Source organism: Curtobacterium sp. MCLR17_036 (assembly GCF_003234445.2).
In the GTDB taxonomy this organism is placed as follows: domain Bacteria; phylum Actinomycetota; class Actinomycetes; order Actinomycetales; family Microbacteriaceae; genus Curtobacterium.
Genome location: NZ_CP126269.1, coordinates 3,259,805 through 3,274,312 on the forward strand (window position 1 = coordinate 3,259,805; position 14,508 = coordinate 3,274,312).

The 14,508-nt window shown below is 73.0% G+C and carries 14 protein-coding genes; 13 read left to right on the top strand and 1 reads right to left on the bottom strand.

What is annotated here, in order from left to right:
• The first annotated feature begins 174 nt into the window (after positions 1-174).
• From DEI99_RS15325 to DEI99_RS15360, 8 genes are all read left to right on the top strand, one after another.
• On the top strand, positions 175-1,806 hold the full coding sequence (locus tag DEI99_RS15325; RefSeq protein ID WP_111040963.1) for a RecQ family ATP-dependent DNA helicase: 1,632 nt from the start codon (positions 175-177) through the stop codon (positions 1,804-1,806).
• Between the two features lie 204 nt (positions 1,807-2,010).
• A complete protein-coding gene (locus DEI99_RS15330; RefSeq protein ID WP_071253965.1) occupies positions 2,011-2,304 on the top strand; it encodes a hypothetical protein in 294 nt (97 codons plus the stop codon).
• Between the two features lie 38 nt (positions 2,305-2,342).
• Positions 2,343-2,708 carry a hypothetical protein gene (locus DEI99_RS15335; protein ID WP_181434358.1) on the top strand — a complete coding sequence of 122 codons (366 nt, stop codon included), beginning with the start codon at positions 2,343-2,345 and terminating at the stop codon, positions 2,706-2,708.
• On the top strand, positions 2,705-3,544 hold the full coding sequence (locus DEI99_RS15340; protein WP_181434359.1) for an oxygenase MpaB family protein: 840 nt from the start codon (positions 2,705-2,707) through the stop codon (positions 3,542-3,544). Before DEI99_RS15335 ends, DEI99_RS15340 begins: the two co-directional genes overlap by 4 nt.
• 5 nt (positions 3,545-3,549) lie before the next feature.
• Entirely contained in the window at positions 3,550-4,158 is a 609-nt protein-coding gene (locus tag DEI99_RS15345; RefSeq protein ID WP_111040965.1) for a hypothetical protein, read from the top strand.
• Positions 4,158-4,760, top strand: coding sequence for an FHA domain-containing protein (locus DEI99_RS15350; RefSeq protein WP_071253959.1), 603 nt, complete (start codon positions 4,158-4,160; stop codon positions 4,758-4,760). Before DEI99_RS15345 ends, DEI99_RS15350 begins: the two co-directional genes overlap by 1 nt.
• A 188-nt stretch (positions 4,761-4,948) precedes the next feature.
• Positions 4,949-5,392 carry a hypothetical protein gene (locus tag DEI99_RS15355; protein WP_111040966.1) on the top strand — a complete coding sequence of 148 codons (444 nt, stop codon included), beginning with the start codon at positions 4,949-4,951 and terminating at the stop codon, positions 5,390-5,392.
• Entirely contained in the window at positions 5,389-5,934 is a 546-nt protein-coding gene (locus DEI99_RS15360) for an RNA 2'-phosphotransferase (RefSeq protein WP_111040967.1), read from the top strand. The genes DEI99_RS15355 and DEI99_RS15360 overlap by 4 nt, the downstream gene beginning before the upstream one ends.
• Here DEI99_RS15360 and DEI99_RS15365 read toward each other — a convergent pair.
• Positions 5,931-10,346 carry an FtsK/SpoIIIE domain-containing protein gene (locus tag DEI99_RS15365; protein ID WP_111040968.1) on the bottom strand — a complete coding sequence of 1,472 codons (4,416 nt, stop codon included), beginning with the start codon at positions 10,344-10,346 and terminating at the stop codon, positions 5,931-5,933. The two genes, DEI99_RS15360 and DEI99_RS15365, sit on opposite strands and share 4 nt — an antisense overlap.
• Positions 10,347-10,455: 109 nt before the next feature.
• On the opposite strand from DEI99_RS15365, the gene DEI99_RS15370 reads away from it, so the two are divergent.
• The 5 genes from DEI99_RS15370 (at position 10,456) to DEI99_RS15390 (ending at position 14,465) form a co-directional block, all read left to right on the top strand.
• Complete coding sequence (locus DEI99_RS15370; protein WP_071253951.1) at positions 10,456-10,752, top strand: WXG100 family type VII secretion target; 297 nt, start codon at positions 10,456-10,458, stop codon at positions 10,750-10,752.
• A 113-nt stretch (positions 10,753-10,865) separates the two neighbouring features.
• Positions 10,866-11,195 (top strand): type VII secretion target, encoded by a 330-nt coding sequence (locus DEI99_RS15375; protein WP_111040969.1) that lies wholly within the window; start codon positions 10,866-10,868, stop codon positions 11,193-11,195.
• A gap of 2 nt (positions 11,196-11,197) precedes the next feature.
• On the top strand, positions 11,198-13,036 hold the full coding sequence (locus DEI99_RS15380) for a WXG100 family type VII secretion target (RefSeq protein WP_111040970.1): 1,839 nt from the start codon (positions 11,198-11,200) through the stop codon (positions 13,034-13,036).
• A gap of 29 nt (positions 13,037-13,065) precedes the next feature.
• Entirely contained in the window at positions 13,066-13,641 is a 576-nt protein-coding gene (locus DEI99_RS15385) for a hypothetical protein (protein ID WP_284180885.1), read from the top strand.
• Positions 13,632-14,465 (top strand): hypothetical protein, encoded by an 834-nt coding sequence (locus tag DEI99_RS15390; RefSeq protein ID WP_181434360.1) that lies wholly within the window; start codon positions 13,632-13,634, stop codon positions 14,463-14,465. The genes DEI99_RS15385 and DEI99_RS15390 overlap by 10 nt, the downstream gene beginning before the upstream one ends.
• Positions 14,466-14,508 lie beyond the last annotated feature (43 nt).

Consider the following 14,508-nt stretch of genomic DNA (forward strand, 5'->3'; position numbering starts at 1 on the left):
CGCTCGATGTCGAGACAACGGCCGCCACGCAGCCTAGCGCTGGTCGGTGGACGCCCGGTGCGCGGGTCGCGGGATCCGTGGACGGACGGGAGGCACGGGTCGCCTCCGCCACGCAAGAGCCGCTGGACGCACCCCCGGGTCGGTCCCCCAGCGTGCGCCCGGCAGTGTGGATCGGTGAACGAAGCTCTCCGTACCCGCGCCACCGACGTGTTCGGCTGGCGCCTCCGCCCCGACCAGGAATCCGTCATCGACGCGGTGCTCGACGGGCGAGACGCCCTCGCCGTGATGCCGACCGGCTCGGGGAAGTCCGCGATCTACCAGGTCGCCGGCCTCGAACTCGACGGCATCGTCGTCGTGGTCTCCCCCCTCGTGGCGCTCCAGGAGGACCAGGTCGTCGGACTCGAGCACCACGAGCACGCACCCCGCGCCGTCGCGATGAACGCCACGCGGAAGGCCCGCGACGTCGCCGACGCCTGGGACGCCGTCGCCGCGGGCGAGGTCGGGTACGTCTTCCTGGCCCCGGAGCAGCTCGTCAAGGACGACGTGATCGAACGGCTGCACGACGCCGGTGTCGCGCTGGTCGCCGTCGACGAGGCGCACTGCATCTCGTCCTGGGGCCACGACTTCCGGCCCGACTACCTGGCGCTCGGCGAGGTCGTCGAGCGCCTCGGCCGCCCGCCGGTCCTGGCGTTGACGGCGACGGGCTCCGCGCCCGTCCGCGACGACGTGGTGGACCGGCTCCGCATGCGCGACCCGTTCGTGCTCGCCTCGGGCTTCGACCGCCCCGGCATCCGGCTCGAGGTGGTCCGGCACGCCGAGGACGCCGACAAGCGGGCGGCCGTGGTCGACCAGGTCGCCGACCTCGACGGGGCGACGGTCGTCTACGTCGCCACCCGGGCCGAGACGACGGAGTACGCCGACGCGCTGGCTGCCCGCGGTCGTCGCGCACAGCCGTACCACGCGGGCATGCGGGTGGCGGAGCGGGAGTCGGTGCACACCGGCTTCCTGGACGGCGACGTCGACGTCGTGGTCGCGACGAGCGCCTTCGGCATGGGCATCGACAAGCCGGACGTCCGGTACGTCGTGCACGCCGACGTGCCGGAGTCGGTCGACGCCTACTACCAGGAGATCGGCCGGGCCGGGCGGGACGCCGAGCCCGCTCTCGCCACCCTGCACTACCGGGCCGAGGACTTCGGCCTGCGCACGTTCTTCGCGTCCGGCTCGCCCCGGCCCGCCTCGGTCCGCGCCGTCTTCGACGCCGTGCCGGCGACCGGCTCGATCCCCCGGTCGGCGATCGCCGAGGCCTCGGGCCTGACCGCCCGCACCGCCGGACGAGCGCTCAACGCCCTGCTCGACGCGGGAGCGCTCCGCGACGACGTCGACGGCGTCGCCCGGGTGCCGGACGGCCCGGACACGGCGGACCGCGCCGCGCGTGCCACGGCGGACCGTGCGGCAGAACGCGAGCGGGTCGAGGAGTCCCGGATCGCGATGATGCGCCAGCTGGCCGAGACCACCGGCTGCCGTCGACAGTTCCTGCTCGGGTACTTCGGCGACGAACTGCCGGAGCCCTGCGGCAACTGCGACACCTGCTCCTCCGGTTCGGCGCACGAGGCCGCGGCCCACGTGGCGGACGGCTCGAACGACGCCGCCTGGCCGCCGGACTCCCACGTGGAGCACGCCGAGTGGGGCACCGGTGTGGTCATGAGCACCGAGGAGGACCGCATCACGGTGTTCTTCGAGTCGGCGGGCTACCGCACGCTCGCGATCGCGGACGTCGAGGAACGCGGGCTGCTCGAGCGGGTCTGACGGTCCCGTCGGACCCGGCAGCGCTGGGGGAAGGCGCGGTCGCTCGACCACCCGTCGGCGACCGCGCTCCACTCCCCCGAGCATCCGCGATGTTGCCCCGGCGGCGTGACCGCCAGGTGACGCCGGGGTGAACACGACACGAAACCGGACGGCCACCAGGCGCCGACGGGTAGGCAGGAAGCCAGCAAACGGAGAGGAACCACCATGAGCGATCCCGGCATCAGCCCCGTCGACGACCTCGACGCCCAGCAGCGACGCGACGACGACATCGACCGCGAGCACGTCGGCCCGTACGAGGTGGACGAGTCCGAGGAGTCCCTGGAGACCGTGACGAACGACGCGGTCGCCGGCGAGACCGTCGAGCCGCAGCCCGGCGACGGCTCCGACGACGGCCCGACCGGCGGCGCCCCGCGCGAGGGCTCCCCCGACCTGTGGGAGCACGACGGCGACGAGGACCGTCCGGACCTCGGCAACGACCTCGGTACGAAGCCGCTCTGACGCGGCACCCCCGGAGCACGGCTCGGTACGATCGGGCCGTGCTCCGTCGCGTCCGGGAAGGTCTGCACCGCTGGCCCGCGGTGGCTCGGCTCGTCGCGATCGCGGCGCTCCTGCTCGTCGCGGCCGCCGCGCACCTCGCCGCACAGCCGGAACCCGTCGGTCGGTGGCTGCCCCTGCTCGTGGTCGCGGTCGTCGGAGCGCTCGTCACCGGAGCACCGCGACACCGCTGGCCGCTGCCGGCGATCTGGCTCGTCGCCACCGTGCTCGCGGTGATCCGCGGCTCGGCAGTGGACCCCGGCACGACCGCCACCGCCCTCGCTGTCGGCGCGGTCGCGCTCGTCGCGGCCCTCGCCGCGGACGTCGTGCCGGTGCTGCGCTCCCGCCACCGACGGGTGGAACGGTGACCCCGCGACGGGCGGCAGGCACCGTGCCGGACCCGCGCCGAGCCTCCCGTCACCGGCACGGCCGCGTCCAGGACCCGGACCTGCGGCGCTGCATCGCCGACAGCACGCCCGTGGCCGCGGGCGGCCGCGCCATCCTGCTGCAGATCGCCGACCCCGTCGTCGCCGCCGGCGTCCGACGGCACTCCGACTTCGCACGGCGGCCGCAGCAGCGGCTCGTGCACACGCTGATGTTCGTCTACGCCGTCGTCATCGGGACGGCGTCCGACTCGGCGACCGCGGTCGGCTTCGTCGACCGCGCCCACCGCCCGGTCGCCGGCGCGGACGACGTCGACCGGCAGCTCTGGGTCGCGGCGACCCTGTTCGACTCGGCCCGACGGGCACACGACCTGTTCGGCACGCCGTTCTCCGCGGCCCGAGCGGAGCAGGTCCTCGCCGCCTACGCGCCGCTCGCCACCGCGCTCCGGGTGCCCGACGACCGCTGGCCGGCCTCGGTGGCGGCGTTCGACCGCTACTGGCAGGGCGCGCTCGACGGGCTCCGGGTCACCGACGACGCCCGCGGCGTGGTGCGGGACCTGCTGCACCCCCGGTTCGCCCCGCGCTGGGTGCGTGCCGCGATTCCGCTCGTGCGGATCGTCACCGTCGGCATGCTGCCGGAGCGGATCCGCGCCGCGTACGGCTTCGCGTGGGGGCCGCGGGAGCAGCGCCGGTTCGACCGCACGGTCCGCCTCGTCGCGGCGGTGCGCGCCGTCGTCCCCCGGCCCCTGCTGCGGCTGCCCGCCGCGCTGCTGCTCCGTGGGCTGCGTCGGACGACCCGTCGACACGCCGCGGTACGGTAGCGGGCATGTCGGTCGACCACTTCGCCATCACGGTCCCCCGGTCCTGGTTCGAGCTGCCGGTGGACCCGGAACGGCGCGACGACCGGATCTCGGCCCTCGTGCAGGAGCGCATCGAGGACCACCGCGAGCTCTGGGACCACCGCACCGAGATCGTCCGGGTGCTCCGCCGTTTCGCGCGGTCCGCCTGGGACAGCGGTGCCCGGTACTGCGCCGCGTTCGCCGAGCCGAGCGAGGACGGCATCGTCTCCGGCGCCCTCACGGTCACGGTCCTGCCCGCTCCCGAGGCCGGCGGCGACCCGCTCGCGGCGCTCACCGACCACGTCGCAGCCCTCGGCGGCGACGAGGACGGCATGCACGTCGACGTGCACGAGGTCCCGCGGGTGGGCCGGGTCCCGCGGGTCTGGGGCGTCTCCACCGTGCAGGCCCCGGACGGGCGCGGCTCGTTCGACGTCGTGCTCATGCAGACGTTCGTGCCGGCCGGCGAGCAGGTCGCGCTCGTGAGCGTCTCCTCGCCCGCGACCGACCTGGCCGAACCGCTCTGGGAGCTGTTCGAGACCGTCACCGACACCTTCGAGCTCGTCGACTCGGCGGCCGTCGGCCCCGGGGACGACTGATGCGCCTCTGGCCGTTCCGGCGGCGGCGGAAGCCCGTCGAGCCCGTGGTCGAACGGGTCACCGCGGACGACCTCGCCCGCATGGCGCACCAGGGCGAACTGGCCCGGGCCGTGGTCACGCCGCCACCGGCGCCACGCGCCTCGGCCGACCGCGTCCGCTCCACCGTCGCGCAGCTGCCCGGGCGCCCGCTCGGCGGCTCCGGTGTCGCGACCCAGGCCGCCCCCGCGCGGCAGCGCGCAGCCGCCGTGCTCGTGCTCGACGACGAGCAGCGCGTGACCGTCTCGGGCGGCGGGCTCGTCGGCCGCGACCCGGCGAGCGCCCACCCCGACGGCGGGTACGCGCACGTCATCGCGCTCGAGGACCCCGAACGCCTGCTCAGCCGCACGCACCTGGAGTTCGGCTTCGGTGCCGAGGGGTCGTTCTGGGTGCTCGACGCGGCGTCCGCGAACGGGGTCGAACTCCACCGCCCGGGTCACCAGGCGGCGACGCTCGTGCCGTCGCAGCGCACGACCGTGCAGCCCGGCGACACCGTCGTCTTCGGCGGCCACACCCTGCGCGCGGAGCCCGCCGTCGGCCTGGTCGACGAGGGGCCGCTCGGCTGACGTGCGGTCCCGGGGCGGTGGGGCAGTTCCGCGCGTGGGAGGTCGTTCCGCGCGTGGTGGGCCGTTTCGCGCGTGGTCAGCAGGTTCTTCCGGCTTCCGACGCGCGGATCGTCTTCCCATCTCGTGCGCGATGGGACAGAACGAGTCCGGGCGGGCGCACCGAGCACCCCGACCGCAGGAGGAACGCGATGCGTGAGCGATTCCTGACGAGCGCGGACGAGCGGTTGATCGACGCTCTGCAGTCCGCGCCGGCGGACTTCGTGTTCCCCGATCGGTTCCGGGCGGAAATCGGTCGGACGACCCTGGCGGAGATCGACCCGTTCATGTGGACCTCCGAGTACCGGGGGCAGACGGCGGCCTGGACGGCGATCGTCGCCGAGCAGTTCCCAGCGCGGACGCTCGTACCGCTCGCGAAGCACCAGGACACCGACGACGTGTTCTGCTTCGACGGTGGTGATCGCTCGGGGAACCCTCCCGTGCTCGTCATCCACACGTTCGCCTCGCCGGGAACGGAGTACCGCGGCCAGTGGACGTCGTTCGACGTCTGGTGGGAGGAGATGGAGGATCACCGAGCAGCCTGGCTCGCCGAGCACGAGCACGAGCACGAGGACGAGGACGAGGACCCACGATGACCCGACGGGACACCACGATCAGCAAGGCGATGTCGCACGCCCTCCGCCACGAGCCCGCCGCCTACGGCCTCGACCTCGCTCCGGACGGCAGCGTGCCGCTGTCCGCGCTGGTCGCCGGTCTGCAGGGCGCCGGTGTCGACGTCACCGTGGACGACGTCCGACGGGTCGTCGCGGAGTCCGACAAGCAACGCTTCGCCATCGACGACGACCGCATCCGCGCGCAGTACGGGCACTCGACCGACCAGCGCATCGTGCAGCGCAGCGTCGAACCCGCTGCCGAGCTCTGGCACGCGACATCACCCGAGGCCGCCGCACGCATCCTCGAGCAGGGACTCCTGCCGATGGGCCGGCAGTACGCGCACCTGACGACCGACCGTGACCTCGCGCTCCAGGCCGGTCGACGCAAGGCCCCGCACCCGGTCCTGCTCCGCATCGACGCCGCGCGGGCGGCTGCCGACGGTGTCGAGTTCGCCGAGGGCCACGACCGGGTCACGCTGGCGCTGGCCGTCCCACCGCAGTACGTCCAGCGCGTCGGACCCTAGCCGAGCGGCACCTGCACGAGCCGCAGCGCCTGGTCGGCGTCGTTGAGCAGCGCCCGCCCGGCGACGCGGTCCTGCGTGACCAGGCTCTTCGAGAGCTTCGTGCCGATCAGGTCGCCGTCGACGGTGCTGAGCGGCGCGAGCAGCATGCCCCGCCGGGCCTTCTTCGCCTCGACCTGCCAGCCGCGGAACCCGCTCGCGACGCCCTCGACGTCGCCGCCGAGCACCAGGCCCACCGAGCGGCCGCGGTCGGACTCCAGGATCGCGCGGAACACGGGTTCCGCCGCGGTCTCCTTGAGCACCTCGGCGTCGTCGACGAGCACGAGCGTGAAGCGACCGGCGCCGGCGTCGACCGCGGCGGTCAGCCCCTCTGCGCCGATGCCGGCGTCGGTGACCACCGTCGCACCGGGCGTGCCGTCCAGGCCGCGGAGCACCGACTCGCGGGGCGTGACCGCGACGACGCACCCGCCCGCGCCGAGCACGTGCCGCGCCATCGCGAGGAGCGCGGTGCTCTTGCCCGAGCGCGGGCTGCCGCCGACGATGAACACGGGGGTGTCCTGCACGAAGTCGTGCGTGAACAGTCGGAGCTCGTCGCCGCCGACACCGAGGGCGACCCGGCCCGGTACCGCGTCGGACGCCGGCAGGTGGCGCAGCGCGTCGTCGAGGGTGACGGAGCGGGGCAGCACGTCGATCCGGAACGGCTTCGGCGCGTCGTCCGGCACGTGGGTGCGGACCTCGTCGCCGATGCCGCGGAGCGCTGCGGCCTGGTCGCGGCCGCCGAGTCCGCCGGGCAGCACCGCGACCTGTGTCTCCGTCGCGGTGCCGTTGCGGAAGCCGCGGCCGGGCGGGATCGACTCGGGCAGCTTCTTGCCGTTGATGCCCTCGTAGTTGTAGTCGCCGCGGTCGGCGAGGGCGAGCAGCAGCTTCCGTTCGACCTGGCTCGACATCCGGCCGGAGGTCAGGGTGCGGTCGCCGGAGACGACCAGGTGCACGCCGACGCCGACGCCCTCGCGCAGGAGCGTCTGGACGGCGTCGTGCAGCGCGCCGTTCTCGGCGTCGGCCAGGGTCGCCATGAAGCTCTCCCACTGGTCCAGCAGGACGACGATGTGCGGCAGCGGCGTCGTGCCGGGGTCGGAGCGCTGCTCGGCGATCGACGAGTACCCGCCGCTCGCGAACGCCGCCTGCCGGTCCTGCACGGTGCGCAGCAGGATGCCGAGCAGGCGCGAGACCCGGTCCGGTTCGTGCCGCTGCACGACGGCGCCGCAGTGCGGCAGGCCGGCGAGGGCGAGCAGCGCGCCGTTGCCGCAGTCGATGCCGTACAGGTGCACGTCGCCCACCCCAAGGCGCAGCGCCATCGCGCCGGCCAGTGTCCGCAGGGCCTGGCTGCGTCCGGAGCGTGGGGACCCGATGACGAACAGGTGGCCGTCCACGTCGAGGTCGAACACGGTCTGCCGCTGCTGCTGCTCGGACGGGTGGTCCTCGACGCCCCACGCCACGGCGAGCTCCGGCAGGTCGCCGTCGCCGGCCGCCTCGACGTCGTCGAGCCCGACGACCGTGCCGAGCGGCGGCAGCCACGGCTGCCGCTGCGCGGGTGTGCCGAGCGCGCGGGTCGCGTCGCAGATTGATCCGACCAGGACGCTCAGGTCGGTGACCTCCACGTCGCTGGCCGCCGCCTCGACGGCGGCAGGTCGCGGGGCCGGGTCGCTGTACGAGGCGAAGGTGAGCTCGCGCACCAGCGCGGGCCGGGCCTCCTGGTCGTCCGTGCCGGGCCGTCGCCCGCCCACGCGACCGGACTGGAAGGGCAGCAGCGAGGCGGCGCCGAGCCGCACGTAGGCGCGCCCCGGTGTGGTCTTGGCGATCCGCGCGGCGTCGTTCGCACCGATCACGTCCTGGCTCTCGGACTGGTCGGTGACCCGCAGCGCGATCCGCAGGTTCGTGTTCGCCCGGATCTCGGGCGAGACGACCCCACCGGGGCGCTGGGTGGCGAGGATCAGGTGGATGCCGAGCGAGCGCCCGCGCTGTGCGATGTTCACGAGCCCCTTGACGAAGTCGGGCAGCTCACGGGCGAGCGAGGCGAACTCGTCGATGACGATGAGCAGCCGCGGCATGCTGGCGATGGTCTCGCCACCGGCGGCGGCGCGCTTGGCCTGCAGGTCCTGGTAGTCCTCGAGGTCCTTCGCGCCGACCGCGGCGAGCGCGTGTTCGCGGGTGCGCAGCTCGGCGCCGAGCGACTCGAGCGCGCGCTCGACCTGGTGGGTGTCGAGGTCGGTGACCATGCCGACGGTGTGCGGCAGGAGCACGCAGTCCTTGAACGCCGCGCCGCCCTTGTAGTCGACGAGCACGAAGTTCATCTCGTCGGGCCGGTTCGCGACGGCGAGCGAGGCGACGATCGTCTGCAGCAGCTCGGACTTGCCGGACCCGGTGGTGCCGGCGACCAGGCCGTGCGGCCCGTCGTTGCGCAGGTCGATCGCGAACGGGCCGTCGATCGACGCGCCGACGACGGCGGTCGTGCTGCGTCCGCCGAGCAACCAGCGGGCCTGCACCGCCTCGGAGGTCGGCGGCTCGAGCTGCAGCACGTCGAGCAGGCGCGCCGACGACGGGATCGCACCGTCCTCGGCGTCCGGGCTGGCGTCGACGACGGGCGACAGCGATCGGGCCACCCACTCGAGCCAGTCCTGGTCGACGAGGTCCGGACGGGCGTCGTCGATCCGCTCGGTCCGCTGCTGGGTGACGCGCACCCGGTCGTCGCGGACGACGACCACGGCGTCGCACTCCTCGGGCAGCAGCCGCTCGTCCAGGTCGAGGCAGATGCTGAACACCCCGACCGCCGGCCCCTCCTTGAGGACCTGCACGAGCGACGGCATCGCCCGCAGGCGGCGCGCGCCGTCCATCACGACGACGATCTCGTCGGCCGGGGGCGTCTTCTTCCCGATGCCCGCCTCCTTGCGCGCGTCGATCACCGCGGCGAGCTCGGCGATGGCGCGGGCCGTCGTCGCGGCGCTCGAGGCGATGCTCGTCATCGGCTGGTCGGCTCCGTCGCGACGGACGTGCGGCAGCCAGGACATCCACTCCCACAGCGAGGTGCGGGTCGTGTCGGTGAGCAGCGTGAAGCGCACGTCCTTCGGGCTCTGGAGCGTCGCGAGCTGCGCGACGACCCAGTTGGCGAGTCGACGGGCGTCGTCGTCCGGCCCGGCGATGCCGATCACGCCGCGTTCGGCGAGCCGGATGCGCACCGGCACGTCGGTGGCGTCCCACGCGACGGTGCGCTTGTGGGAGAGCTGCTCCGGGTCCTCGATGGTCACCTCGGAGCGCTGCGTCGCGGTGCCGACGCGGACGAGCAGGTGGTCGGGGTCGGTCCGCCGTCGCTCCCACAGGCGTGGCAGCGGCGTGACCGCGGTCTCGTAGACGGCGGCGGGGTCGGGCGCGCTCGCGATCCAGCGTGCGCGTTCGGACTGGAGGCTCTCGGTCGCGTCCGCCTCGATCCTCGCCTTGGTCTCCTCGTACTCCACGACCCGCTGGCGGTACGTCTTCTTGCCCTGGCGGCGACCCTGGAGGCCCGTGATGATCATGAGGATCGGCGACAGCAGGGCGACGAGCAGGTAGATCCACCGCCCCGTGGTCGACACGAACATCACGGCCATGCCCATCGGCGCGAGCGCCATGAGGACGGGCAGCGCCCGCGTCGGCGGCTCGGTCGGCGGCGCCGGCAGCTGGTAGCGCGTGTGCTCGTCCGGCGGCAGGATCCGCGGCGGCCGGTTGTACTCCAGGGCCATGCCGTCGTCGGCCAGGGACAGGTGCGCGCCGCGGTCCGGGGCACGCCCGAAGCCGAGCAGCACCCCGCCGACGGCGAGCTGCGCGGTCTCCGGCCAGTCGGTGGACCCGGTGACGGGTTCGCCGTCCAGCACGGCCCCGGCGAAGCCGTTCGCCGGGCGCACCGTCGCCCCGTCCGCCGTGACCGTGACGAGCAGGGCGACGTCCGGCACCGTCGCCGTGCCCGAGGCCTCGGCCTCGACCGCCTCGGTGGCGCTGACCGGGATCCGCACGTGGGCGCCCGGCGCCGTCCCGACCACCACGGTGCCGGTCCCCACCCGGACGATCCGCCCGGCGTGCAGACCGGACACGATGCGGATCTCGGCGTCGCCGAGCGGACGCAGCGGCGGGGGCGGCACCTGCTCGAGGCTGCGGCTGACGACCACCCCGGCCCGCACCCCCGACCCGGCCACCGTCGCCGACAGGTCGAGCGGCCGTTCCCCCACGAAGTACGCCGGCGTCCGGCCCGAGGCGACGACGTCCGTGGCGATGAGCCGCTCGGCCTCGGCCACGACCTCGCGCACCGCTCGCGTCTCGTCCCCGTCCACGTAGACGTTGGCCGTCTGGCCGCTCTCCCGGTCGACCATCGTGAAGGTGAAGGTCATGGCAGGTTCCCCCGTAGCGTTGACTACACGTAGGAGCACGATGGTAGTGTCTGCCGCACACGCCCCGTTGGGGGGACAGAACGAAACTCCGGGGAAAGGGAGTCACACCGTGGCGAACATCAACGTCTCGTACGCAGACCTCGAGGCTGCGGCCTCCGACCTCAAGGCCGGCCAGGCCGACATCGAGGACCGTCTCTCCGCACTGCAGCGGAAGATCCAGCAGCTCGTCTCCGACGGCTACGTCACCGACAAGTCGTCGGTCGCGTTCGGCGAGTCCTACGACGAGTTCAACCGTGGCGTGAGCCAGACCGTCCAGGGCCTCGACGGCCTGTCGACCTTCCTCTCCAAGGCCTCGCAGACCCTGTCCGAAACGGACGAGTCGCTGGCTTCCGGCCTCAAGGGCTGACACCGTCGTCGACCCCGTGTCCCGCGATCGCGCGGGGCACGGGGTCGTCGCGGTTCCACTGGGGGGCGGTCCGGGACCGACCCCACGGTTCGTGATCGGGGAGGGACAGTTCCGTGGCAGACAAGCTGCTGGTCGACCTGATGGGGCTCGGGGAGCTCCAGAGCGACCTGACGACCGTGCACGGCACGCTCGAGCAGGCGCACAAGCGCGTCGACGCGTCCGACGACGAGATCGGGTCCGGCACCGTGCAGGATGCGCTGCACGACTTCGACCACCGCTGGGGTGACAAGCGGCAGAAGATCAGCGACTCGGCGAAGGCCCTCGCGGACATGCTCGACTCGTCGATCGAGACGTACACCGAGACCGACGAGCAGCTCGCGCAGGCACTCCAGGTCAACGACGACAACGGTGGCGGTGGCCCCGCCGCCTCGAAGGCGCAGTAGTCGTGGCGCGGCCGTCGGGGTGGGACGTCGTCGACCAGGGGGACGACCCGGTCAAGGGGGATCCGTCGTCGGTGCGGATGATGTCGCGGGAGTACCAGCGCATCTCCGACGCCGCGTCCGACGCGTCCACGCGCCTGAAGTCGGTGCAGGGGTCCGGGTGGCTCACCGACTGGCAGGGTGAAGCGGCGGACGTGTTCGTCGACGCGATCGAGGACACCCCGTCGGACCTGACCAAGCTCGTCGCGTCCTACGAGGCCGCAGCGTCCGCGTTGTCGGGGTGGGCCGACGTCGTCGACGACACCCAGTACCGGGCTGACGGTGCGTTGGCGGACGCGAAGGATGCCTCCGGTGACCTCGCCGCGGCGCAGACCCGGCTCGCCGACGCGCAGTCGACCCTGTCGCACTACGAGTCGGCGTCGAAGGACCTGTCGAAGGTCGCTGAGAAGTACCCGGCGGGCTCCGACGTGCCGGACGGGGTGGACGTGCCGTCGCCGGCGCAGTTGCGGGCGGCGTCCGACAACGCCTCCGTCGCGCAGGGGTCCGTGTCGAGTGCGCAGGGCGACATCGCTGCGGCGCAGTCCCGGATCGACGCGGCGAAGCGGCTCGTCGCCGACGCGAAGGGCGACTGGGAGGACGGGGAACGGCGTACCGCGACGAAGATCGGCGAAGCCGCCGATGCGGGGCTGGGGAAGCAGTCGACGTGGGACAAGATCTTCGGGTCCGAGGCGTGGGAGACCATCGTCTCCATCGCGAAGGTCGTCGTCGCCGTGGGCGGCATCATCGTCATGATCATCGGCGGCCCACTCGCCTGGATCGTGCTCGGCGCAGCCCTGCTCGTGCTCGCCGACACCCTGTACAAGATGTCGAAGGGCACCGCCGACGGGTGGGACCTCGCCTTCGCCCTGCTCGACTGCATCCCGGGGATGAAGGGCATCACCACCGCCGGACGGCTCCTGTCCGCAGCCGGCGACGCACGCAAGGCGTTCTCGCTCGCCCGCTCGACCGGATCGCTCGGCTCGCTCGCCGCCCGGACCCTCAGCGGAGCTGGCCGCTACGGCGTGATGGCGCTCAAGGAGCTTCCACTGGCGGTGAAGCAGTTCGCGTCGAACCCGACGCGAAGACTCGAGCGCATGGCACTGCAGGTGCGCTACCTGACCCCAGCGAACATGGTGCACAGCGCCGTCGATGCGGCGAAGGGACTGCACACCGGCTTCGTGGGGTCGCAGGGCAAGTCGATCGTCGAGCGCCTCACCGACGCTTTCACCGCGAGTGACCGCGCCTTCAACCGCACCGTCAGCGGCGCCTACAACGCCCACGTGTCCGACATCGCTCGGACGGATCCGGCCCGGGCCAGCCAGCTGTGGCAGGGCGGCGACGGCTACTACGGTGTCGACTCGATGACCAACGTGACCGGCCCGCATGCGCAGATCGACGCGTTCGCCTCGACGCCGTCCGGCATGCAGAGCCCATCGGCGAGCTACGCCGTCCCGAACGCCCCGAGCGGCGACTCCGCCGCGTTCCACGAATCGGCCCAGGTCGGCGCGAACTTCGACTACCCGACCCCGTACCGTGAAGACGTCTCAGTCGCACACATCGGAGCGGACCAGCCGTACGCCGTCGGCACGGCGCAGGCCAACCCGCAGTTCGGCGCCGGCGGTGGAACGCAGTACTTCCACTCCGGCATGGCGACCGACAGCCCATCGCCGTTCCCGGCAGGCGGGCCTTCCGGCATGGACCCGAGCGTTCGGTCGATCACCGAGTCGGTCGGTATGCGCGGAGCCCTGCACGCACCGTGGCGCGCGGTGGCCTACACGCAGCCGCTCGTCGGGGCCGACGAATGATCCACGAGGGCTTCCCGGACGTCCTCGTCGTGGGACCGGTCGCCGATCGGTCGTTCTCCGATGACGGCCGGCTGGTCATCGATTACGGCACGGCGCCTCGGTGGTCCCCTGACGCAACACTCCCGGATCTCGTCGCACGGGCGAAACTCCTGGCGCTGCTCCTCGACGCGCTCGACCCCGAAGTCGACGTCCGAGTCGGCGCACGTCACCAGTTCCTGCTCAACGACCACATCGACGGGCGCGTCGACACCCGCGCCGGTGGGACTCCACCGCGCCTGCTCGCGTACGGCTCGCTGACGACCACTGTGATCCGGTCGAGTGACCTCGGCCGACTCGTGGATGTCCGCAACGAACCCTTGATGGCACAAGGGCTCTTCACCTTCCCCCGCGGCGCCGAAGTCGTCTCGCAGATCGGCCCCGGAGCCGCACTCACGCGCTACGGCGACACCGGGTACTTCGACCAGGTCCTCTCCTTCGAGACCGACAATGCTGCATCGCCCTCGAAGCAGACCACCAAGGCACTGCACCGATGGACGAAGATCGTCGATGGCTGGCGGAAGAAGGCCACTCCCGCGCAACGGGAACTCGAGGGCCCGTGGACCTGAGCGAGCCGGCCGAGCTCACGGCCTGGCGACGGGCGGTCGACACGGACCTGTGGATGCTGGCGACGGAGGACGGCGTCCCGGCGGTCATCGCCCCGGCTGACGAGTCGCCCCAGGCCGTCGCGCTCGCGTTCCTCGACCAGCAACAGGCTCAGGCCGCGGCTCCGGACGACGCGGTCCTCCTGCACACGACGCTGTGGTCGGCACTCCGCGCGACCCCGGCCGACGTGGCTCTCCTGCTCCAGCCAGGCCAGCCCGACGAGGAGGTCCTGCTGCCCGAGGACATCGACCGGATCGTCGGTGGATCGCGGGACCGCGCGCCGGTGCTCTCACCCCGCGACCTGGCGATCACGTCGATGATCCCCGCGGTGATCGTGGACGGAGTCGTCAGCGCGCAACCGGATGGTCTGCCCGTGGGGGTGCTCCTCGACCAGGCCGGCCGATCCGGCGTCCCGTTGACGCTGGCAGCGGGGCCGGCGCTGCCCCTCGAACTCGACGCATGGACGACGGCGGCACTCATCCGAGCGGCGAGCCCGTTCCCGGCGGGTTTCGACGTCGTCGTCGGTGCCCCGAAGCCGGAGCAGTACCCGGCGGTGACCGACTTCCGCGAACAGTACGACGGGGCGGCGATCAGCACGGTCGGTGTCATCGTCGAACGGGCGTCCGAGCGGATCGTGGTAGTCGTCGACACGGACGACGCCGACGAACTCGGACGCGTCCGGGTCCAGGCCGCATCGCTCGTGCCCCTGCCCGTCTTCGTGACCGATCGCCGGTCCTCACCGGAGCAGGCGTGGATGCTCGGGCGGCCCGACAGCCACGTGTCCTGATGGTGACCTGGCGCGCGAGTACCCGTCAGACGACGGTCCGGGC